The organism is Acinetobacter sp. YH12128, assembly GCF_013418655.1.
Taxonomy (GTDB): domain Bacteria; phylum Pseudomonadota; class Gammaproteobacteria; order Pseudomonadales; family Moraxellaceae; genus Acinetobacter; species Acinetobacter amyesii.
Genome location: NZ_VPBO01000025.1, coordinates 1 through 22,522 on the forward strand (window position 1 = coordinate 1; position 22,522 = coordinate 22,522).

The following is a 22,522-nucleotide window of genomic DNA, read 5'->3' on the forward strand; positions in this document are numbered from 1 at the left end:
ATTACGCAGAATAATTCGGTACTATTGAACATTAGGACTAGAGTTGTGAGTTTTGTGTGGTAACTCAACTGATGGCTCTAGTCTTCTTATTTTCAAGTTTATTTCTTATCCGCGATTCGGGTTAATTAAGCATCTTGTATTCAAATACAGTGATCCCTTAAAAAGCCTTATTCTGCGGATTTAAAAATAAAAAAGGGAGCCAATCAGCTCCCTTTTTTTAAATCTTTGATTAGTTTGTTAAGCAGTTCGAGGCATATCCTGAATACGTCGCCATGGCTGAGCTTCTTCAATTTCATACGCCAGTTCAATCAAGGTTTTTTCATCTCCGACATCGGCTGATATTTGCATACTGATCGGTAGTCCGTCGTTTTGCGTTTCTCCCATAGGAATCGACATACCCGGCGCACCCACCACATTTTGAATAGGTGTAAAAGTCACATAGTTCTGAATACGTTCAAATAATTGGTCAAACGGTAATTGAGGTGACAAATAGCCGATTTTCGGTGTGGTATGTGCAAGTACAGGCGATAGCAAAACGTCATAATGCTTAAAGATTTCATGATATTGCTGCTGCATTTTCTTTAATCGATACAGAAATAGCGGGGTTTTATAAAAGTTCTTTTTATACAACTTCGATAAACCAACGGTTAAGTGATCTAACTCTTTTGGATTAAAGTCAGCGCCAAAGATTTTCTTGCCAAAGGTACTCAGTAAAAAGGATAACATCCCCCAATATTCACTAAAATCTTCAACAAAGCTTAAGGAAAAAGGTAATTGAAGTTCTTCAACATGATGGCCTAATTTTTCTAAGAGTGCTGCACTATGCATTAAGGTTGCAGTTGTTTCGCTATCTATTTGCCCTGTAATCGATTGCGGGACTAAACCGATGCGTAATCGACGTTTAGAAGGCCCATGAATCATGCCTATGCGTGGCAGCTTTTTATTGTAATAACTTGATTCCATTCCTGCATAGAAATGAGCAGTATCTCGTATGCTACGGGTTAGGACACCTTCACTGATGATATTAATCGGAAGAGAGCCTGCTGCTTCACTGTCATAAGTACGGCCACGGCTAGGCTTTAATCCAATCAAACCGCAGCATGCAGCAGGGATACGAATCGAACCACCGCCATCATTGGCATGGGCAATCGGCACTACACCGGCTGCAACGAGAGCTGCGGAACCCCCTGAAGATGCACCGCAGGAATAACTTAAATGCCAAGGGTTATAGGTGGCTGATCCATCTTTATATTCGGTGCTGGCATTTAGACCAAATTCAGGGAGCTTGGATTTTCCTAATACGACAAACCCTTGATCTAAGATTTGTTGGCTAATTTGAGGATTACGATCGGCTGGTTTTGAACCGATGGCCTTTGAACCATGGCGTGAGGGCAATCCTTGATAATCTAGATTATCTTTAAAGAAAAAAGGGACACCCGCAAAAAGACCATGTTCAACATATTGATTTTGCTCTAAAGCACGCTGAAAACAGTCCAGTTCAATGGCATTTAGATGCGGGTTCACTTGTTCCGCACGTGCAATGGCCGCTTGTGTTATTTCTTGCACGGAGGCTTCTTTAGATTTGATGAGCTGTGCAATCCCCACAGCATCCAGATCTGTGAGTACATCCGAACTAAAGGCATGTATGCGTTGACTGTGTTTTTGATCTTCCATGAACGAACCTATTTGTTTTTTGAATTTTGGTAAATGTTGAATGAACTCGGTGTTATCTCAACAACAAATATATGTATTTGAACAATATCTGTTTGAGCATAATAATGACAATAAAAATTGTCAAATATTCCTCTGATCTGAGGAAAGTGCAGAGATTGTACTAAGGAGGGCATCTAAAGCCTGTTGAATCTCATCCTTCCATGCAAAGGAACAATTTAAACGGATATATTGAGTTTTGGCTTCCGCAACATTAAATAAACGGCCTGGAGCAACGCCAATCTGCTGTTGAATTAGGGCTTCATAGACTGCCATACTTTCAACATTTTCCGGTAGTTTTAACCAAAGAAAATAACCACTTGGATGATATTGTAATTTGCATCCAGTCGGTAGGCGGCTTTCTAAATAACGGTAAAACTGTAATTTATGTTGCTGTAGACTTTTTCTTAAGACCCGTAAATGTTTTTCATAATGATAATTTGAAATAAATTCCACCAAGGCATTTTGCAATAAGGTATTAACGGAAATCGTGCTCATGAGTTGTAAGTGTTGAATCGCTTGAGAGTATTTACCGGCGTGTACCCAACCCACTCGAAATGCAGCGCCCAACGTTTTAGAAAAAGATGAGCAATGTAAGACCATATTATTTTGGTCAAAATATTTCATTGATACGGGTTTCTTAGACGCATAATGCATTTCTTCATACACATCGTCCTCAATTAAATGCACATGATATTGGTGTAAGAGCACGGCAATTTTTTGCTTGATTTCATCACTCACTGTGAAGCCCACAGGATTATGTGAATTTAGCATCAGCCAACAGATCTTGATGGGATAAGTTTTTAAAATATGTTCAAACGCGGTTAAATCAAAACCGTCTTGTGGATGTTCAGGTAAGGTCACCACTTTAAGGCCTAAGCGCTCTGCAGCTTGCAAGGCGCCATAGAAAATATTTTGCTGTAACACGATATAGTCACCCGGTGAGGCAATGGCCTGTAAGGAAAGATTCAGTGCATCCATACAGCCTGAGGTAATCACAATATCCTCTGGATCTGTGGCAATGCCTTGCATGCAATAATGCTGTGCAATCAATTTACGAAGGGCTAAATTACCGGGTGGAAGATTATCAATGGCATCGTAACTTTTGGGATTTCGGGAAATTTGCCCCATGATTTGGGTTAACTTTTTAGAAAAAACAATGTCTTGAGCTGGAAAAGCTGATCCCAATGGAACGACTTTTTCATCTTGTATTGATTTTAAATACTTAAAGACTAGAGAGTTAATTTCAACCGGTGTGTTTAAGGACACGATTTGAGTTTGTTCAGCCTCTATTTCGACTAAGCCTTGCGCCACATAGTAGCCAGATTTCTCACGTGCATAGATTAAGCCACGCGATTCTAACTCCTGATAAGCATTCATGACTGTGATTAAACTAAAGCCGGACAACTGCACTTGTTCACGCAAAGACGGGAGTTTTTCGTGCGCTTTTAAAGTGCCATTTTCAATCAGTTGACGTAGGTGCTGAGCGAGCTGTTCCGATTTATACATAGTCATCAACAAGACAAAATTCTGTTATAAATATATCAGTAAATGAAACTTTACATTAAATTTTTATAACAGATGAGTCTATACTGTTATATGTTTTTTCAAAATCACTGTATCTAGTTTTAAGCTTGAATTTTTTATAAGGTGCATAGACCACAACACTTGTGGCGTCAAATGGTATGGAAGTTAGGGAGTTGAGTATGTTTAAAGCCAGTGAATTAGAACTGTTACAACATTTACTGGTGGATGTTCCATTGACAGATTCAACGCTGCATCTGTTGCAACAACAGCATACTAATTTAGAAGCGGTGCTTTTACGAAGTCGAATTTTGCGCCAAGTACAGCAAGTGGGCTATGTCAGTATTTGTCAGGAGTATATGCACGCCAAGGCTGAAAATGCGGCTTTTTTATTTGCACCCTTTATCTTAGCGAATTTGAATCAGAAGGTGATCTACGCTACACCACAAAGCCCTGAAAATGTTGCGATATTGAATCGTTATTATCATGCTGAGGCTAAACTTAGCGCATTTAAAGTTGATGATGTTTTATCGGGACTCAATGTCTACATTGAGCTAAATAATGAACAGCTATCGCCAGCAGAATACTTCTATTTTAGTTTGATCAATAGCTTATGTAATCCGAAAGTTTCCAAAATTATTTGTATTACACATCTACATATCGACTTAGAAAAATTAAATCAGCTTGCTGAATATTTAGATGTTGAAATCCATGTCTTGGCGGATAACGCTGAACCGATTGACTTTGATCTAAATAAAATCAATATGTTAAAGCTGCTATTTAAAGACAAAGATCAGCAATATAACGATTTATGTCAAAAATTTTCGTTTATTAATGCGCAAATTTTACAACGATTAGGTTTATATGAGTTTGACCGTGCGCAAGTCTTGGTAGAAGACATGTTTTATTCAGAACACATCTTTGAAAAAATGTCGGTATACGGTGAATATATTCAAACGCATCTACAGCACCAAGTTTAAAAAAACAGAGTCCTGCATAAGCGATTCAGAGGGGAAAGTAATTTTATAGCTGTAATTTGATCACTTTAAAAATGCAAAAAAGCTTGTAAATCTAGACTTACAAGCTTTTTTTAAATTCAAATTTAAACCAATTTATTTGGCCTAATGATCAATACAATATGATCTGATCACTAGCAAACATGAAATGTAAGATATACATGCAATAGCGAGTTGTAATAAGTGAATAGATTATCGCTTAAGGTAGATAAGAATTATCTGCGCCAACGACAAACGCTACACCAATACAGAATAAAAGCACATAGATTGAGAACCAAATAATGGCACGTTTAAAGGCCTTATCTGAAATTTCACTGTCTGCATATTTTTGCGGTTTTTTAGGCTCTTGATTGCTCATAAGATGTACTCTAAATCCCTAGTGGTTATAGGTGATTATTGGGGTATATCGCCTGAAAGCATAGATACAACATTCATCTAAATTTCTATAACAGTTATAGTTTGGAAGAAGCCATCCTGACTTAATCCATTAATAAACTATGATATTGGTCAGTTCTTTTTCTCAAAAAGTCCCAAACCAGTTTAATACGCGGCTCATGCTGTAAATCGACTAAGGTCAGCATCCAAAAGGTATGCACAAAACGAACATCTTGCGCCAAGACTTGTTCTAATTCGGGTTTTTCCTCGGCCAAAAACTTGGGCAATATTGCCAATCCTGCACCCGCACTCACAGCAATTTGTTGAGCCAAAATACTACTACTTCTAAAGTTTGCATTGAGCTGAATAGGTAAACGTTCTAAACAATACAGTTCTGGGCTATAGACTAGATCATCTATATAGTTCACAAAAGTGTGTGATTTTAAATCTTCTAATGTATGAATGGGTTGCGTGTTTTTTAAGTATTCTTTACTGCCATAAATCTTTAAACAATAGTCTGCTAGTCGAGTAATGATATAGGGGCCTGATTTTGGTCGATCGATGGAAATAACAATATCTGCTTCACGATGTGAAAGCTTGATCATTTTCGGTACAGGAATAAGGTCGATAGTCAGCAAGGGGTATTTTTTGGACAATTCTGCCAAGAGCTGTGTCAAAAATGCTGTTCCAAACCCTTCGGGTGTGCCAATTCGCACACGACCTTGCATAGGTTGGTTGGGTTTTTCGATTTGTAAAAAGGCCTGTTCCATTTGTTCAACGCGAGGAACCAGTGCCAAACCTTCTAAAGTGAGCTCATAACCTGTGGCTTCACGTTTAAATAATGGTGTGCCTAAAGCCAGTTCTAGCGCATGTATGCGTCGAGAAACTGTACTGTGCTCAACACCGATAATACGTGCGGTATTGGTTAGGGTTTTCGCACGAGCCAAAACCAAAAAATACTGTAAATGATCCCAATCTACTTTCATTGTTATTGTCATCCCTGTGCATATTTGCACATCAATCGTGCGTGAATCTCTATTGGTAGTCAAAATTTTCTTTGCTAGTTTGAAGTGAATTGGAAAATATAAATATAAGGCTTTTGGATATTTTCTAAGTCAGTACAAAACAATAAGTGCCTATGGAGAGGTCATGAACACAATGTCAAATATTCAGTCATCGACGGCTAAATTATTAATTAACGGTAAATTTGTAGAGTCAAACACTACAGAGTGGCAAGACATTTTAAATCCTGCAACTCAAGAGGTTTTGGGTCGTGTACCAATGGCGACTATGGAAGAAGTGGATGCAGCGATTGCTTCAGCTCAAGAGGCGTTTAAAACTTGGCGCTTAACACCCGTTCAAGCACGTATGCGTATTATGCTGAAACTACAAGATCTGATCCGTAGCAATATGAAAGACATTGCCCGTGTACTGACTGCTGAGCAAGGAAAGACGCTAGCAGATGCTGAGGGTGATATTCAACGTGGTTTAGAAGTCGTTGAGCATGCATGTTCGGTTGGCACACTTCAAATGGGCGAATATATAGAAGGTGTGGCACGTGGTGTGGATACCTATACTTTGCAACAACCTTTGGGTGTATGCGCAGGAATTACGCCATTTAACTTTCCTGCGATGATTCCACTGTGGATGTTCCCAATGGCTATTGTCAGTGGAAATACCTTTGTTCTAAAGCCATCTGAACAAGATCCATTGTCGACCATGATGCTTGTCGAACTTGCGATTGAAGCCGGTATACCAGCAGGCGTATTGAACGTAGTGCATGGTGGTAAGGACGTTGTTGATCGTTTATGTACACATCAAGCTATTAAGGCCATTTCATTTGTAGGCTCTACAGCCGTTGGTACACATGTATATAACCTTGCAGGACAGCATGGAAAACGTGTGCAGTCGATGATGGGGGCCAAAAACCATGTCGTGGTAATGCCGGATGCCAATAAAGAACAAACTTTAAATGCCCTCGTTGGTGCAGCATTCGGTGCGGCAGGTCAGCGTTGTATGGCTTTGTCGGTTGCTGTCATGGTTGGTGAAAGTAAAGAATGGGTCAATGAACTGGTTGAAAAAGCCAAAACGCTGAAGGTCAATGCAGGGCATGAGCCGAATACCGATATTGGCCCAGTTATTTCACCTCGCGCAAAAGCACGTGTACTGGATTTAATTCAAAGCGGTGTAGAACAAGGCGCAGAACTGTTGCTGGATGGTCGTGATGTTCAAGTCATTGGCTATGAGCAAGGAAACTTTGTCGGAGCAACGATTTTTAATCAAGTTTCAACCGATATGCGCATCTATACCGAAGAGATCTTTGGACCCGTATTAGCCATTATTCATGTTGATACTTTAGAGCAGGCGATTGAATTGATTAATGCCAATCCATTTGGCAACGGTGTTGGACTGTTTACACAAAGTGGTGCAGTTGCTCGTAAATTCCAAAGCGATATCGATATTGGTCAAGTGGGTATCAATATTCCAATTCCTGTACCTGTACCTTTCTTTAGTTTTACAGGATCGCGTGGTTCAAAACTGGGTGACTTAGGTCCATATGGTAAGCAAGCAGTTCAGTTCTATACACAAACTAAAACCATCACCAGTCGTTGGTTCGAAGATACACAAGAAAAAGGTGAAGTGAATACCACCATTAACCTACGTTAATTTAGGAGTTCAAGGATGAATATTGCCTTTATCGGTTTAGGAAACATGGGCGGAAAAATGGCCCAAAACCTACTCAAAGCAGGTTTTACGGTTTACGGTTTCGACTTAAGTGAAATTGCGATTCAGCATTTTACTGAAGCAGGTGGCATCGTTTGCCACAGCCCACAAGATGCCGCGAAACAAGCAGATGTCTTGATTAGCATGTTGCCTGCTGCCAAGCATGTCAAAGAGGTGTACTTGGGAGAAAATGGTGTATTGGCGGTAATGAAAGCAGGAAGCTTATGTATCGATAGCAGTACCATTGATCCGCAAACCATTAAGGATATAGCCGAAGCCGGTGCTGCACATCAGATAAAAATCTGTGATGCACCTGTTTCAGGCGGAACTATTGGTGCACAGGCAGGTACATTAACCTTTATGGTCGGTTCAGATGATCAAACCTTTGAAAGAACCAAAGCTGTATTGGGCCACATGGGTAAAAACATTGTGCATTGTGGCGATGTGGGTGCAGGTCAAATTGCGAAAATTTGCAATAACTTGATTCTTGGTATTTCCATGGCAGCCGTTGCTGAAGGTATGGCGCTCGGTGCGCGTCTGGGGATTGATCCTCAAGCCCTAGCGGGTGTGGTGAATAGTTCGAGCGGACGTTGCTGGAGTTCAGATGTATGTAATCCATGGCCGGGTATCTCAGCAAATGCACCCGCAGGACGTGGCTATACCGATGGTTTTGCAACGCAGCTGATGTTGAAAGATTTAGGGCTGGCTGTAGAAGCCGCAGGACAAGTCAAACAGCCGATTATTTTAGGCGGACTGGTTCAGCAGATGTATCAACAGCTGTGTTTACAAGGTAATGCACACTTAGATTTTTCAAGTATCGTGCAGCAATACTTACCTAAGGACGCTGAATAATCAGATTGAATACTAATCTGGCCTAGGGATGGCTAACAATACAAACACTCGTGTCGGAATAACAATAAATTGAGACTGAGGTAGAGAAGATGTCGAATTATCAGGATGTTGCAAAGGCATTTGACTTAAATCATGCTGCCAAAGAAATGTTATCAGGCTCTTTAGAGCAATTAAATGCATGTTATGAATGCTGTGACCGTCATGCGATTGATCAAGATAAGGTAGCACTATATTGGCAAGGCAAAGATGGGCGGAAAGAACAATATACCTTTTCAGAGCTGCAACAGTGGTCGAGCCAATTTGCCAATTTTTTAAAGTCACAGGGTGTGCAAAAAGGTGATCGTGTATCGGGTTTATTACCTCGTACAGTTGAATTACTTGTGGTGATTTTAGGGGCTTGGCGAATAGGTGCTGTATATCAACCGCTATTTACCGCCTTTGGCCCCAAAGCCATTGAACATCGTTTACACCTTGCACAAAGCAAATTGGTGATCAGTGATGTGGGTAATCGCAGTAAATTAGATGAAGTTGCACATTGTCCCCAAATCGTTACTGTTGCAGATCGAGCGGGTCATGGAATTCAACAGGGGGATTTAAACTTTTGGGATGAAGTCAAAGCACAGTCTACAGATTGTGAATTTGTCTTACAGAGCATTAATGATCCATTTCTTTTGATGTTTACTTCAGGTACTACAGGTCCTGCAAAACCTTTAGAAGTCCCGCTCAAAGCCTTAATCGCTTTTGGTCAATATATGAAAAATGCGGTAGGACTGCGTGAAGATGATTCGTTTTGGAATATTGCCGATCCGGGTTGGGCTTATGGTTTGTATTACGGAATTACTGGGCCACTTTTACTTGGACATGCAACACTCTTTTACGAAGGTGGTTTTAGCATTGATAGTTTGTGTCAGATCGTAGATGACTACAAAGTAACAAACCTTGCAGGCGCACCGACAGCGTATCGGATGATGATGGCGGCTGATCCTGAACAAATGGCAAAACTCAAAGGTAAATTTAGAGTCGTGAGTAGTGCTGGAGAGCCGCTTAATCCTGAAGTGTTCCGCTGGTTTAAACAAGTCCTAGATGCACCGATCTTTGACCATTATGGTCAGACTGAAGTTGGTATGGTGGTGTGTAATCACCATGGTTTACAACATGATATTCGCGCAGGTGTCGCAGGTTATGCCAGTCCAGGATATCGCGTGGCGGTTGTTGATGAACAAGGGCAAGAGTTAGCTGCAGGAACGCCAGGAGTACTGGCTGTCGATATCAGTCAATCACCGATGATGTGGTTTGGTGGCTATAAAGAAAGTCGTAAGTCACCCTTTGTAAAGCATTATTACCTCACCGGTGATACCGCAGAAATACACGCAGATGGCAGTATGAGCTTCGTTGGTCGTAATGATGATGTGATTACAACATCAGGTTATCGTATCGGGCCATTCGATGTAGAAAGCGCTTTACTGGAGCATGATGCAGTGATTGAAGCTGCGGTCATTGGTGTGCCTGATCCAGATCGGACAGAAATCGTAAAAGCTTTTGTGATTTTAGCTGAGCATGTCACAGCGTCAGAAGAATTAGCGGAGCAGCTGGGGCAATTTGTGAAAAAACGCCTATCTGCACATGCTTATCCACGATTGGTGGAGTTCGTTCAAGAACTACCGAAAACTCCAAGCGGAAAAATTCAGCGTTTCTTATTAAGAAATCAAGAGATTGCAAAACAATCTACGCAGCATGCAAGTTAAAAGACGCAACGATTAACCCTAAATGAATGCCGAACAATCAGGATCAGGAATCAAGCTTTCATTCATTTCCAAACTAGATGAAAGCAATTGATTGATGTACAGGAAGATAAGATGCAATTTACCGAAGAACAATTATTAATTCAGGACATGGCACGCAGTTTCGCGCAGGAACAAATTAAACCTCAAGCGGCTGAATGGGATAAACACGGAACCTTTCCCAAAGCGGCTTTAGCGCAGATGGGAGAACTGGGTTTATTGGGTATGTTGGTATCAGATGAATGGGGTGGTTCAGATACAGGTAATCTTGCCTATGTTATGGCTTTAGAAGAGATTGCCGCGGCCGATGGGGCAACCTCAACCATTATGAGTGTACATAACTCGGTAGGCTGTGTTCCTATTGCTAAATTTGGCACAGAAGAACAAAAGCAGAAATATTTAGTGCCTTTAGCACAAGGCAAAATGATCGGTGCATTTGCATTAACTGAGCCGCATACGGGTTCAGATGCTGCTGCCATTAAAACTCGTGCAGTCAAAGATGGCAATGAATGGGTGATTAATGGTGCTAAGCAGTTTATTACCTCTGGACATAATGCAGGGGTCATTATTGTCTTTGCTGTGACTGATCCGAGTGCAGGGAAAAAAGGCTTGAGTGCTTTTATTGTCCCTCGTGAAACAGCTGGCTATGAAGTGATTCGTACTGAAGAAAAGCTTGGATTACATGCCTCAGATACCTGCCAAATCGCACTCACAGACGTGCGAGTGCATGAAAGCCTAATGTTAGGAAAAGAAGGTGAAGGTTTGAAAATCGCCTTATCAAATCTAGAAGGCGGTCGTATTGGTATAGCGGCGCAAGCAGTTGGTCTTGCACGTGCAGCATTAGAAGAAGCAACCCGATATGCCAAAGAGCGTATTACTTTTGGTAAACCAATTTTTGAACATCAGGCAGTTGCGTTCCGATTGGCAAGTATGGCAACAGAAATAGAGGCCGCACGCCAATTGGTCTATCACGCGGCACGTTTAAAAGAAGCAGGACAACCTTGCTTAAATGAAGCGTCTATGGCCAAGCTTTTTTCATCTGAAATGGCTGAACGTGTTTGCTCAGCAGCATTACAAGTCTTTGGAGGTTATGGCTATCTCAAAGATTTCCCGATTGAGCGCATATATCGTGATGCACGTATTTGCCAAATCTATGAAGGCACGAGTGATATCCAACGCTTAGTAATTGCCCGCAGCTTATAACGTTGTCATTAAGACATTTAAACGAAAAGGCTTCAGATATGAAGCCTACTCATAAATATCGAATATATATAGGGATCTCACATGCAATTTGAAACGATTCTGCTCGAAAAGAACAATGGTGTTGGACTCATTATTTTAAATCGTCCTCAGGCCTTAAATGCGTTGAATAGCACAATAATTAAAGACCTTAATTTGGCCTTGGATGATTTAGATCGAGATCCAACCATCGGTTGTATGGTTATTACAGGTTCAGAAAAAGCCTTTGCCGCTGGTGCAGATATTAAGGAAATGGCTGAACTGAGTTTTCCGAATATTTATTTGGATGATTTTTTTCATCTGGCAGATCGAATTGCTCAGCGCCGTAAACCTCTAATCGCAGCTGTCAGTGGTTATGCGTTGGGTGGAGGCTGTGAGTTAGCGCTGATGTGTGACTTTATTTACTGTGCCGACAATGCAAAATTCGGTTTACCAGAAGTGACTTTGGGAGTAATCCCAGGGATAGGTGGGACACAGCGCTTAACGCTTGCTATAGGTAAGGCCAAAGCCATGGAAATGTGTCTGACTGCGAGACAAATGGGCGCAGCAGAAGCAGAGCAGAGTGGTTTAGTTGCTCAGGTCTTTCCTAAAGAGGAGTTGGTCGAAAAGACCTTAAAAGCTGCTGAAAAAATAGCCGAAAAATCTGTAGTCGCAACCATGATGATCAAAGAGTCAATTAACCGTGCATTTGAAGTCAGTTTACAAGAAGGTTTACGTTTTGAACGCAGAACATTCCATTCGATTTTTGCAACTCAAGACCAAAAAGAAGGCATGCAAGCATTTGTTGAAAAGCGCCAAGCCAATTTTAAAAACAATTAAAAATAAAAAAGGATTATATGGATATGAGTACAAATAACTTAATGATTGAAGAACATGGACATTTAGGCCAAATCAGTTTAGATCGCGTGGCAAGTTTAAATGCCTTGTCTTTGGAAATGATTCAAGGGATTCAACAGCAATTAGCACTATGGGCTGATCAAACTAATATTCATGCTGTACTTATTCGCTCAAATAGTCCTAAAGCATTTTGTGCAGGTGGCGATATTCGTTATCTCTATGATAGTTATATGAATGGTAAAGAAGATCATCAAGCTTATTTTCAAGCTGAGTATGAAATGCTGAATACCATTCGTGCGTATGAAAAACCCATTATTGTCATACTTGATGGCTATGTACTTGGCGGTGGATTTGGCTTGGCCCAAGCATGTCATGTGCTTATCAGCAGCGAAAAATCTAGATTTGCCATGCCTGAAACTGCCATTGGATTTTTCCCAGATGTGGCTGCGACACACTTTTTATCACGTTTAGATGATATTGGTGTGTACATGGCAACTACAGGCGATCAAATCAGTGCTAGCGATGCGTTGTATCTAGATTTGATTGACTACCATGTTCCGAGTGAGCAACTTGTTCAATTAGAAGAAGAATTAAGAAATTCCAAGCAACTCAGCAAGGAAAATATTGAACAATTGATTGCGAAATATATTACTCGACCAGCGGAAAGTGAACTTAGTCAAAATGCAGATTTAATTCGTAAGCATTTTGGTTTTGAGAGCATTGATGCCATTGAAAATAGTCTTGAAAATGAACAGCATAATGATGCTCAAGTGTGGGCGCTAAAAATACGCAATACCTTGGAACAACGATCTCCAATCGCGAAAAGAATCAGTTTACAACTCCAGCATTTAGGTCGTGGTCTTTCACTGAAGCAATGCATGCAAATTGAACGACATTTACAAGACGTTTGGTTTCAACATGGCGATATTGTCGAAGGTGTGCGCGCATTAATTGTGGATAAAGACAAACAGCCAAAGTGGCAACAGTCTAGTCCGACCTTAGATAAAATAATGGAGGAAATATCTATTTAATCAGTAATTTAAAAACATTCACGGTTCAAACACTTGGGTAATATTCATATTCAATTTCTTATTCAATATGAACAAGTGACTCAGCGTAAATTAAACATATATAAGATCTAAAAATATTGATTTTCATGAAGAAAATCATCACACAAATCAAGCATCGTGAAAATGCAACATAGAAATATCTTGCAGAATAAGGAAGATAACAATGCAAAATGTACAGGGAAACACAGCTCCACCAGCTAAGTCTTCGCATCGTTTAGCAGGTATTTCCAGCATGGTGGGTACAACCATCGAATGGTATGACTTTTTTATCTATGGTGCTGCCGCAGCACTCATTTTCAATCGACTTTTCTTTCCAAATCTTGATCCATTAACTGGCGTATTGGCAGCATTTGCCACTTATGCTGTTGGCTTTATTGGTCGACCACTTGGTGGAATTGTTTTTGGTCATTTCGGCGATAAAATCGGTCGTAAATCAATGTTATTGGTCACATTAATGTTGATGGGTATTCCAACGGTGATGATTGGGTTGTTACCGACATTTGAAACCATTGGTTATTGGGCAACGGTCTGTTTAATTATATTAAGATTTATACAGGGCATGGCCATGGGTGGAGAATGGGGCGGAGCAGTCCTCATGGCGGTAGAGCATGCGCCAGCGGGTAAAAAAGGCTTTTGGGGAAGTTTACCGCAAGCCAGTACAGGTGGTGGTTTATTGCTCGCTTCGGTAGCTTTAGGCTTAGTCTCAATGTTGCCTGAAGAAGCACTATTTAGCTGGGGTTGGCGTCTGCCATTTTTAGCCAGCATTATTTTACTGGCTGTAGGTTGGTATATTCGAGTGAAAGTGCCTGAGTCACCAGACTTTGAAAAAGTTAAAGCTCAAACCGAAACAATTAAAGTTCCAGCAAAACAAGTGTTTAAAAATCATCCTAAGCAGTTGATTACGATTATTTTATCTCGAGCTGCTGAAAATGCTTGGTTCTATTTAGCATCGACATTTGCTTTAGCCTATACAACCACACAGCTAAATATTCCTAGACAAGACATTTTGTTTGCAACGATTTGTGGTGCTGCGGTCATCATGGTCATTACGCCAATTTTTGGGCATTTGTCTGATAAAGTTGGGCAAAAAAACATGTTCAGATTTGGTTTATGCGTACTGGCTTTATACAGCTATCCATTTTTTGCAATGTTAAATACCAAGGATCCTGTATTGGTTTGGACGGCCATTGTGATTGGTATTGGCGTAGTTTTTCCTTTGATGTATGCGCCGCAGTCACAGTTATTTTCACGCCAATTTCCAGCAGAAATACGTTATAGCGGTATTTCAATCTCAGTTCAATTTGCAGGCGTGCTAGGTGGTGGTTTAGCTCCATTAATCGCGACGAAATTGTTGAGTATTGGTGATGGAAGCCCCAATTTAATTATTGCCTATATTTCAGGCTTTGCAGTGATTGCGATTATTGCGTCGTCATTTTTAAAGCCGGATCAAATAGAGCAAAAAACAAAAGCATTTAGCAGTAAAGAAATTAAATCTTCATAAATCAAAAATCAGGTAAACAGTAGGCTGATTTAAATATAGAAATTAATGTGAATTAGCCATAGCAATCGTTGTTATGGCTTTTTTCTTGTCTGAGGATTGTAGCAGGACAAATAATATTGTCAGTATTGCGTAGGATCTTGGCGGCACAAAATATGTTTGATGTGTAAGAGCAACAAATCAAGTTTGTTACACAGATGAAAGATTTAAGCACCAATAAATTAAAAAATATTAAATATCAAAGTCTTAATTATACTATTTCGTATAATATATATTATGTTAAATAGCATATCCAAGACTGTGGCCTACACAACGCATCCATGGTCTCCCAAAATATGATTGATCTAATATGAGCACCTCCAATGACCCTTTACACGGCAAAAAACTTGCTGACATCTTGGATGAATTATTGGATTACTACGGTGGTTTTGAAGGCTTAAGCCGCAAAATTGAAATTAGATGTTTTTGCATAGATCCAAGCGTTAAATCATCACTACGATTCTTACGTACTACACCTTGGGCACGTGAAAAAGTAGAAAGCTTATATTTGTATGTCTTACGCCAAAAAGCCAAACAGAAAGCGTAACGATGAATGCCTATGCTCGAATAATTTTGTATAGCAGTTTATGGTTTAAGATAGAATAAAACTGCTTAATCCTTCTAGCACTTCCTTGTACGCAGTATCTTCGCCTCAGATTTAAATTGATCCCTATTATGAGCAATACTTTTTCCCAGCATCCTCAAATTGGTGTAGTCACTACATTTTCTGAATTGATTCATAGTCATTTCGAAGGTCAAATGAATGCGCTTTGCTGGCAACGCAGCATACAAGGCGACTTTAAAGAAATAGTCGAAAAACTCGAACTGATTGAAAATATAACCGAAATTTCTATAGATGATCTGATGAAGTTAACACTTTCATCGCAAGGCCATTTAGCCAGAGAAGTTATTTTAAATGATCTGCAACAATTAACAGAATTTGGTGCATCACCTTCGTTGAACTTGCTCAAATGCTATGAACGAGATGATGAATTCGATTTCATCTCAACCGATGTTTATTCCTTTCATGTCGATCGATCACCTATCGCTACCGATACCTTTTTATGTACATATTATGGTGCTTCCAGTGATATTGTGCCAAATGATCAAGTGACACAAAGAATCTTAATTCCTAAAATACGAGAACAACTTAAAGATTTGTACGATGGCCCTACCTCAGAATTTGATGATTTTTTAGCGGAATATTTTTTTGATTTACATTATCAGCTCAAAGAAAATGCTGTGCCTGTAAATCTAGGCAATGGTCATCTTTGGCGTTTAGCGGTGGATCATCCTACACAGCCAGTTTTGCCTTGTGTGCACCGCGCACCTGTTGAAAATGCAGGTGAATATCGGCTTATGCTGATTTGCTGATTTGCTGATTTGCTGATTTGCTGATTTGCTGATTTGCTGATTTGCTGATTTGCTGATTTTAAATATTGATGGATCCTGAGTCCATACGATCCATTCTGTCTAATGAATGAATCGTATGGGGTAATGCAATATCGTTTTAATCTTGATTGATTAGTCTAGATTATTTAGATCGAGCTGTATTCAGCCAGCGGTAGAGCACGGGCAATAGCACCAAGGTCAGTAAGGTGGAAGAAAGAATACCGCCAATCACCACAGTCGCTAAAGGTCGTTGTACTTCTGCACCTGTACCTGTTGCCAAAGCCATTGGTACAAAACCTAAAGAGGCAACGCAGGCGGTCATGAGTACTGGGCGTAATCGAAGTACAGCGCCCTGCCATACGGCTTCATGCAATGGATACTTGTCCCCCAGTTCTTTAATGAAGGTCAGCATGACCAGGCCATTCAGCACAGCAACACCTGAGAGTGCAATAAATCCAATCCCTGCAGACATCGAAAGCGGAATATCTCTTAACCAAAGAAACAATACACCGCCCGTTAAGGCAAAGGGTACGCCAGTAAAGACCAGCAGACTTTCTTTCACATTATGAAATACTGCCATTAATAAAATAAAGATGGTCAGTAGTGCTAAAGGAATGACAATTTGCATTCTTGCTTTGGCAGATGCAAGGTTTTCAAATTGACCGCCATATTCAATCCAATAACCGCTTGGTAATACATATTGTTTCAGCTGAGTCTGCATATCCGCCACAAAAGAACCTAAATCACGGCCTTCAACATTGGCAGTCACTACAATACGGCGTTTACCATTTTCACGGCTGACTTGATTGATCCCATCTACATTAGACACTGTGGCAACATTTGAGAGTACAATACTGCCACCATTTGGCAACTTTAACGGTAGTTGTGAAATCGTGCTTACATTACGGTCTTGATCATTTAAACGAATAACAAAGTCAAAACGGCGATCACCTTCTAAAATCTCCCCTACACTTTGTCCACCGACACTGGCTGCCACAGTATCCTGTATAGATTTAACGCTTAAACCATATTGCGCAGCCAAAGCCTTATCTATTTCAATATTTAATAAAGGCAAACCTGAGGTTTGTTCAACTTTTACGGCGCTACTCCCCGCAACTTGCTGCATAATTTTGGCAATTTTAGTGGCTTCTGTGTTAAGCACTTGCATATCATCGCCAAATATTTTAACGCCCACATCACTACGCACACCTGAGATCAGCTCATTAAAGCGCAGTTCAATAGGTTGGGAAAACTCACTGTTATTGCCAGGAATCGTAGCCACATAAGCCACCATACGGCCACGCAGTTCATCCACACTTTCTTTAGGGTTCGGCCATTCATTACGTGGTTTGAGCATAATATAACCATCGGAAATGTTCGGAGGCATTACATCGGTTGCCACTTCTGCTGTACCTGTACGAGCAAATACAGCCTGAATCTCTGGAAATTTTTTCAGCAGCAATTTCTCAGCGTTCTCCTGCATTTTTAATGATTCTTCTAAACCAGTGCTAGGAGAGCGCATCAATTGAACTGCAAAATCACTTTCACTCAGCTGTGGTGCAAACTCACTGCCAATTTTAGTGCTTAAAAGCCCAGTAATGAGCAGTAAACACAGTGCAAAAGTCATCACTACAGCCTTGTAATGAAAGGCTTTATTTAAAATTTGAAGATACTGCTTTTTCAGCCAATTCATCCAACGGCTTTCTGTTTCTTTAATTTCACCTTTCACCCAAAGCGCTACAGCAGCAGGTACAAATGTAATAGACAGAATGATCGCCGCCACAAGTGCCAATACCACAGTTAATGCCATCGGATGGAACATTTTTGCTTCTACACCACTTAAAGCAAAAATTGGCAAATAAACCACTAAAATAATTAACTGACCGAATATCAGCGGACGGCGCGCCTGACGTGCAGCCAAAAAGACTTCATTAAAACGTTCATTTTGCGTTAATGGACGCTTTAATGTTTGCTGTGCATGGGCCAAGCGGCGGATACAGTTTTCAACAATGACCACAGCACCATCAACAATAATCCCGAAATCCAGCGCACCTAAGCTCATCAAATTCGCGCTGATATTCTTTTGTGCCATGCCGGTTAAGGTAAACAGCATTGACAGCGGAATAACACAGGCCGTAATGAGTGCTGCACGGATATTGCCTAAAAAGATAAATAAAATGATGATGACTAGAATTGCGCCTTCAACCAAGTTCTTTTGAACGGTTTTAATCGCTTTCTCCACCAATGTGGTACGGTCATACACTGTTTCAATTTTTACCCCTTTGGGTAAGCTTGCTTGAATGTCTTTAATTTTGGAATCTACAGCTTTCGAGACAGTTCGGCTATTTTGTCCCATAGCCATCATGGCAATACCTAAAACCGTTTCTTCTCCGTTATAGGTTGCACCACCTGTGCGCAAATCATGCCCAATGGAGACTTGCGCAATATCACCCACCCGAATTGGACTGCCATTTGGGCTGTCAATCATGGTGTTTTCAATATCTGAAATGGTGTTTAAGGTTCCCGGCACTCGAACTGTTAACTGCTGACCATTTTCCTCAATAAATCCTGCACCACGGTTTTCATTATTTTCTGTAAGCGCTTGCTGTAATTGTTCTAATGACAGGTTCAGCTGTTGCATGCGGTTTAAATCAGGTGAAACCACGTAGGTTTTATTAAAACCACCAATACTGTTGACCTCGGCAACACCTTGTACACGCTGTAATTGCGGACGCACAATCCAGTCCTGAATTTCACGCAAATCCATCGCGCTATATGCCGTACCATCTGCTTTTTTTGCATTGGGTTCAGCTTTAAGCACCCATTGATAAATCTCGCCCAAACCTGTCGAAACTGGCGACATCGTCGGAGAAACCTGAGCTGGCAATGACGACTGAACTTCCTGTACCCGCTGATTAATTTGCTGACGTGCCCAGTAAATATCCGTACCGTCTTTAAAGACAATCGTGACTTGTGACAGGCCATAACGGGAAATAGAACGGGTCAACTCCAAATCTGGAATACCTGCCATCGCATTTTCAATCGGATAAGTAATCCGCTGTTCAACTTCTAACGCTGTAAAGCCATTGGCCTGCGTATTAATTTGCACTTGGGTGTTGGTAATATCAGGTACTGCATCAATCGGCAGTTTTTGATAACTGTAAATCCCGACGGCAATCCATGTGCAGACAAACAGCATCACCCAAATTGCATTTTGAATTGAAAACTGAATAATGCGTTCGAATAAACCTGCTGGCTTTGGCAAATTAATGTTCGTGTTCTCTGAATTAGTGTTCATGGCCAGCCTCATCTTTTTCCAGTTCAGATTTCAGTAAAAAACTGCCTTGGGAAATATACTTTTGCCCTGCCTCAAGACCCGAAATCACTTCTAGCCATTGCCCATCACTGGATGCTTGTCCAAGTTTTAGCGCTTGTGCTTTTAAATGCACTTGGCCTTTTAGCTCAGATTCAACAATAAAAATACTGTCTTTACTCTCTATGCTTTGTACGGCGGACTTTTGCACCCGTAATGCTTTTTTAGTACCTGAATCAGCCAATAGCACGTTGACCATCACATTCGGGCGAAGCTCAGCAGATTGTTGTTTTAATTTGGCACGTACCACCAAGCGTCCCGTTTGCACATCTGCCTTTGACGTCAGGCTTTGTACCTCTGCGCTATAGAGCTGATCTGAGCCATTGATTTTGAAAGAGACGTTTTGACCCGTTTGTAATTGTGCGGAATATTGATGAGTTAAGTTAAATTCTAGCCACAAATCTTTTAGCTGTTCAATGGTGAACAATTGATCTGCCAATTGCACATTTTCACCTACAACAATATCTTTTTGACTGATTACACCTGCAATAGGCGCACGAATGATAAATCGTCCGTTTTGACCGCTATTCGCGCCCAAAGCTTGCAAGCGCGATTGTGTCGACTGTACGCTAATTTGAGCCTGACGATAGGCATTTTCAGCACGCTGAAAGTCCTGTTTGGCAGAAATCCCTTGAGACCATAGCTTTTGCTCACGCTGATAATCTTGGCGAGACAAATCTAAATTGGCTTCTGCCATACGCAAATTGGCTTGCTGATCAATTAATTCAGGCACAGAAAGCACAGCTAGAGTTTGCCCTTTTTGTACGGTTTGACCGAGTGCCACACTGACTTGCTCGACATGTCCGCTAAAATTTGGGGAAATATGTGCCTGCTGATCTGTATTGACGGCCAATTTACCCGGCAATTGAATAATATTTTCGACCAGACCATTTTCCGCAGTCGTAATTTTAATTCCTTGTTCCACCATTTGCTGAGCGGTAAGATGCAGTTCACCTTCTTCTGCATGTTCTGCTTCAGCATCACTATTATTAGCCTCGTTATGCTCTCCTTCATGCTCAGTTTTATCCGCATCGGATTTATTTTGACTGAACCAAATAGCAGTACACAGCATTAGCGTTAAGCCAATCAAAACTGCAATCATTAACGGCTGTGAAATTTTTCCATCTTGTTTAATTTTCATGTGATTAACTGCCTTATTGTGCTGATGCGCTGTTGATGAGGGTTTGGGATGCTTCAATGGCTTTTTTATTTAGTTGGCTATAAGCATCTGAACGGCTGATTTCTTCATAACTAGTGCCAATACTTAGGGCTTCAGCACTGAGTGCGCTCTGCCAAGCCTGCGCCAAAATTTGTATTTGGCTAAGTCGAAGGTCTTGGAGTTGTTTTGTGGTTTGCTGTACATCTGTAATGGCAAATTTCCCTGCCTGAAAACCTTGCAAAGTTCGGTTTTGAACCTTTTCAGCCAAGCCAATCTGACTGCCTGTGGCATCAAACTGCGTACGTAGACCTTTAAGCTGGTGAATGCTGTTGGCGATGTCCAAAACTTGCTGTTTTAACTCGCGCTGTTGCTGATGATTTAATAAAATTTGCTGTTTTTGCGCCATTGGAATGGCATATTGCTGGCGGTTAAAAATATTTAGCGGAATATCCACACCAAGTACCAAGACCGTATCATTGGTATCTGTTGGAGACTTGGTACGTGACATGCCCATATTTAGGGTTGGGTTTGGACGTGTCTGTACTTTTAAATGTTCAATTTGCTGATTTGCCTGCTGAATATTCAAGGCATACAATTTTTGTAACCAGCCTTCCGATAAATTACGCTCAACTAAACTTTGGCTCTGTTCAGGCCACGGTGTAACACTGTTATTCAACGCGATTTGCGAGGTGGTTTCACCCCATAAATTAGAAAGCTGACGCGCCGCAGTTTGCTGTTTTAAAACTGCCTGTTGATATAGACGTTGTATTTCCAAAGCTTCAATTTGAGCACGCTCCACATCCACCAAAGCTATACTGCCTGCTTGATAACGTTTTTGTGCACTGTCCAAATTAGATTTGCTGAGTTTGAGCTGTGTAGCGTAAATCGATTGCTCATTTTGAGCGATGGCTAGCTGTGACCATGCAAACTTCACAATCAACTGACTTTGTGCATTCCAAATTTGCTGTTGCAACTGTATTTGCTGTGCAGAGGTACTTGCGAGTGCTTGATTGATTTTACGCTGACCGAATACATCCAGTGGTTGGCTGATTGCGATACTGAGTTCTTGATCTTGATTGTTACCAAAACCATTTTGTTCAATCGATAGACTTGGGTTCTGCCAGAGCTTGCTTTGGCGCATATTAAAATCAGAGATTTGCTGTTGTTGTTGCCAAATATCTGTTTGGGCTTGGTAGTTTTGTACTTTGGCAAATGCAGATTCAAAACTGCTGACATTTTCTGCAAAAGTACTTTGTAAGGCCGTCGAAATACCGACAGCTAAACCTAGACGTATAAACGCCGTAAAATATAAAGACATGATTTTTCCCACTCATTTATTAAAAAAAGTGGCGGGAATGTTTTAGGCTACCCCGCCATTAGCGGGGCATAAACAGGAGGAGGTGTTCGCAGTAAGAGATCAGGGGCTTGATAAAGATTCTTCCAAACAAATTTTGGCGAATATTCAAAGGCCTGATGTGCAATAAAAAGAATCGATTGTGGATTTTGTACAATCAAATGCGTCATAGACGGCAAATGGTCTTGATGATCTTCACCAAGTTGCAGATCGTTAGCCGTATTTTTGATGGGTTTGCTACTAGATTCATCAGATGCTTGATGTAATGAATGCTTTAGATTTTTTTCACTGCTGACGCATAAGGTATTTTGATGATGACCAAAGTGATAGCTTTGTAAAACTGGGGTTTGCTCTTCATGCACACAGAAAGCAGCTGCCATGTTCCAAAGGCTTTGGAACATGAACAATCCAACTAAGACTGTTATCCATGTCGCAGAACGCATATTCCATCAATCAAGAAAATTTTAACGATTATAAAGCTTGGAGTCGGTCGAAGGTCAAGTGAATCTTTGAATTCATCTTAAAAATGAATTGCCATAGAGATATAACGTAAGGCATTCGCATTAATCCCCTAACATG

At 40.8% G+C, this 22,522-nt stretch carries 18 protein-coding genes; 10 read left to right on the top strand and 8 right to left on the bottom strand.

What is annotated here, in order from left to right:
- Positions 1-237: 237 nt before the first annotated feature.
- On the bottom strand, positions 238-1,674 hold the full coding sequence (locus tag FTU64_RS13005) for an amidase (RefSeq protein WP_180054697.1): 1,437 nt from the start codon (positions 1,672-1,674) through the stop codon (positions 238-240).
- A gap of 120 nt (positions 1,675-1,794) precedes the next feature.
- Positions 1,795-3,219 carry a PLP-dependent aminotransferase family protein gene (locus FTU64_RS13010; protein ID WP_180059992.1) on the bottom strand — a complete coding sequence of 475 codons (1,425 nt, stop codon included), beginning with the start codon at positions 3,217-3,219 and terminating at the stop codon, positions 1,795-1,797.
- Between the two features lie 197 nt (positions 3,220-3,416).
- Between FTU64_RS13010 and FTU64_RS13015 the strand changes: the two genes are divergently transcribed.
- The gene (locus tag FTU64_RS13015) at positions 3,417-4,214 is read left to right on the top strand and encodes a hypothetical protein (RefSeq protein WP_180054699.1); all 798 of its coding nucleotides are present in this window, start codon (positions 3,417-3,419) and stop codon (positions 4,212-4,214) included.
- 235 nt (positions 4,215-4,449) lie between these two features.
- Here the strand turns inward: FTU64_RS13015 and FTU64_RS13020 are convergent, their stop codons facing one another.
- Both FTU64_RS13020 and FTU64_RS13025 read right to left on the bottom strand, forming a co-directional pair.
- Positions 4,450-4,608, bottom strand: coding sequence for a hypothetical protein (locus FTU64_RS13020; protein ID WP_168379604.1), 159 nt, complete (start codon positions 4,606-4,608; stop codon positions 4,450-4,452).
- 121 nt (positions 4,609-4,729) lie between these two features.
- Complete coding sequence (locus FTU64_RS13025; protein WP_078193328.1) at positions 4,730-5,611, bottom strand: LysR family transcriptional regulator; 882 nt, start codon at positions 5,609-5,611, stop codon at positions 4,730-4,732.
- A gap of 163 nt (positions 5,612-5,774) precedes the next feature.
- Here FTU64_RS13025 and FTU64_RS13030 point away from each other — a divergent pair, with 163 nt between their 5' ends.
- The 9 genes from FTU64_RS13030 (at position 5,775) to FTU64_RS13070 (ending at position 16,039) form a co-directional block, all read left to right on the top strand.
- A complete protein-coding gene (locus FTU64_RS13030) occupies positions 5,775-7,292 on the top strand; it encodes a CoA-acylating methylmalonate-semialdehyde dehydrogenase (RefSeq protein ID WP_180059937.1) in 1,518 nt (505 codons plus the stop codon).
- 15 nt (positions 7,293-7,307) lie between these two features.
- Positions 7,308-8,201 (top strand): 3-hydroxyisobutyrate dehydrogenase, encoded by an 894-nt coding sequence (gene mmsB, locus FTU64_RS13035; RefSeq protein WP_180059939.1) that lies wholly within the window; start codon positions 7,308-7,310, stop codon positions 8,199-8,201.
- Positions 8,202-8,290: 89 nt separating this feature from the next.
- Positions 8,291-9,946 (top strand): AMP-binding protein, encoded by a 1,656-nt coding sequence (locus FTU64_RS13040; protein WP_180059941.1) that lies wholly within the window; start codon positions 8,291-8,293, stop codon positions 9,944-9,946.
- 111 nt (positions 9,947-10,057) lie between these two features.
- The gene (locus FTU64_RS13045; protein WP_180059943.1) at positions 10,058-11,185 is read left to right on the top strand and encodes an acyl-CoA dehydrogenase family protein; all 1,128 of its coding nucleotides are present in this window, start codon (positions 10,058-10,060) and stop codon (positions 11,183-11,185) included.
- Between the two features lie 81 nt (positions 11,186-11,266).
- Complete coding sequence (locus FTU64_RS13050) at positions 11,267-12,040, top strand: enoyl-CoA hydratase (protein ID WP_180059945.1); 774 nt, start codon at positions 11,267-11,269, stop codon at positions 12,038-12,040.
- A gap of 23 nt (positions 12,041-12,063) precedes the next feature.
- On the top strand, positions 12,064-13,089 hold the full coding sequence (locus tag FTU64_RS13055) for an enoyl-CoA hydratase/isomerase family protein (RefSeq protein WP_180054714.1): 1,026 nt from the start codon (positions 12,064-12,066) through the stop codon (positions 13,087-13,089).
- Positions 13,090-13,291: 202 nt separating this feature from the next.
- On the top strand, positions 13,292-14,629 hold the full coding sequence (locus tag FTU64_RS13060) for an MFS transporter (RefSeq protein WP_180008152.1): 1,338 nt from the start codon (positions 13,292-13,294) through the stop codon (positions 14,627-14,629).
- Between the two features lie 346 nt (positions 14,630-14,975).
- On the top strand, positions 14,976-15,212 hold the full coding sequence (locus tag FTU64_RS13065; protein WP_078193741.1) for a VF530 family DNA-binding protein: 237 nt from the start codon (positions 14,976-14,978) through the stop codon (positions 15,210-15,212).
- Positions 15,213-15,340: 128 nt separating this feature from the next.
- Positions 15,341-16,039: a DUF1826 domain-containing protein gene (locus FTU64_RS13070; RefSeq protein WP_180059947.1), complete on the top strand. Its 699-nt coding sequence runs from the start codon at positions 15,341-15,343 to the stop codon at positions 16,037-16,039.
- A gap of 160 nt (positions 16,040-16,199) precedes the next feature.
- On the opposite strand, the gene FTU64_RS13075 is transcribed toward FTU64_RS13070, so the two are convergent.
- Genes FTU64_RS13075 through FTU64_RS13090 form a run of 4 tightly spaced genes read right to left on the bottom strand, consistent with a single transcriptional unit; the run spans position 16,200 to position 22,386 of the window.
- Complete coding sequence (locus tag FTU64_RS13075) at positions 16,200-19,355, bottom strand: efflux RND transporter permease subunit (RefSeq protein ID WP_180059949.1); 3,156 nt, start codon at positions 19,353-19,355, stop codon at positions 16,200-16,202.
- Positions 19,345-20,571 (bottom strand): efflux RND transporter periplasmic adaptor subunit, encoded by a 1,227-nt coding sequence (locus FTU64_RS13080; protein ID WP_180059951.1) that lies wholly within the window; start codon positions 20,569-20,571, stop codon positions 19,345-19,347. The genes FTU64_RS13075 and FTU64_RS13080 overlap by 11 nt, the downstream gene beginning before the upstream one ends.
- Before the next feature lie 13 nt (positions 20,572-20,584).
- Positions 20,585-21,907, bottom strand: a complete 1,323-nt coding sequence (locus FTU64_RS13085) for a TolC family protein (protein ID WP_180059952.1) — start codon at positions 21,905-21,907, stop codon at positions 20,585-20,587.
- 47 nt (positions 21,908-21,954) lie between these two features.
- Positions 21,955-22,386, bottom strand: a complete 432-nt coding sequence (locus tag FTU64_RS13090) for a cation efflux protein, CzcI-like (protein WP_218950867.1) — start codon at positions 22,384-22,386, stop codon at positions 21,955-21,957.
- Positions 22,387-22,522: the final 136 nt, after the last annotated feature.

Bases quoted from the DNA above. Each gene is read 5' to 3' on its own strand.
- FTU64_RS13070 (WP_180059947.1), top strand. From the start codon at position 15,341: ATGAGCAATACTTTTTCCCAGCATCCTCAAATTGGTGTAGTCACTACA.
- FTU64_RS13075 (WP_180059949.1), bottom strand. From the start codon at position 19,355: ATGAACACTAATTCAGAGAACACGAACATTAATTTGCCAAAGCCAGCA.
- FTU64_RS13080 (WP_180059951.1), bottom strand. From the start codon at position 20,571: ATGAAAATTAAACAAGATGGAAAAATTTCACAGCCGTTAATGATTGCA.
- FTU64_RS13055 (WP_180054714.1), top strand. From the start codon at position 12,064: ATGAGTACAAATAACTTAATGATTGAAGAACATGGACATTTAGGCCAA.
- FTU64_RS13015 (WP_180054699.1), top strand. From the start codon at position 3,417: ATGTTTAAAGCCAGTGAATTAGAACTGTTACAACATTTACTGGTGGAT.
- FTU64_RS13065 (WP_078193741.1), top strand. From the start codon at position 14,976: ATGAGCACCTCCAATGACCCTTTACACGGCAAAAAACTTGCTGACATC.
- FTU64_RS13085 (WP_180059952.1), bottom strand. From the start codon at position 21,907: ATGTCTTTATATTTTACGGCGTTTATACGTCTAGGTTTAGCTGTCGGT.
- FTU64_RS13030 (WP_180059937.1), top strand. From the start codon at position 5,775: ATGAACACAATGTCAAATATTCAGTCATCGACGGCTAAATTATTAATT.
- FTU64_RS13060 (WP_180008152.1), top strand. From the start codon at position 13,292: ATGCAAAATGTACAGGGAAACACAGCTCCACCAGCTAAGTCTTCGCAT.
- FTU64_RS13020 (WP_168379604.1), bottom strand. From the start codon at position 4,608: ATGAGCAATCAAGAGCCTAAAAAACCGCAAAAATATGCAGACAGTGAA.
- FTU64_RS13045 (WP_180059943.1), top strand. From the start codon at position 10,058: ATGCAATTTACCGAAGAACAATTATTAATTCAGGACATGGCACGCAGT.
- FTU64_RS13090 (WP_218950867.1), bottom strand. From the start codon at position 22,386: ATGCGTTCTGCGACATGGATAACAGTCTTAGTTGGATTGTTCATGTTC.
- mmsB (WP_180059939.1), top strand. From the start codon at position 7,308: ATGAATATTGCCTTTATCGGTTTAGGAAACATGGGCGGAAAAATGGCC.
- FTU64_RS13050 (WP_180059945.1), top strand. From the start codon at position 11,267: ATGCAATTTGAAACGATTCTGCTCGAAAAGAACAATGGTGTTGGACTC.
- FTU64_RS13025 (WP_078193328.1), bottom strand. From the start codon at position 5,611: ATGAAAGTAGATTGGGATCATTTACAGTATTTTTTGGTTTTGGCTCGT.
- FTU64_RS13010 (WP_180059992.1), bottom strand. From the start codon at position 3,219: ATGTATAAATCGGAACAGCTCGCTCAGCACCTACGTCAACTGATTGAA.
- FTU64_RS13040 (WP_180059941.1), top strand. From the start codon at position 8,291: ATGTCGAATTATCAGGATGTTGCAAAGGCATTTGACTTAAATCATGCT.
- FTU64_RS13005 (WP_180054697.1), bottom strand. From the start codon at position 1,674: ATGGAAGATCAAAAACACAGTCAACGCATACATGCCTTTAGTTCGGAT.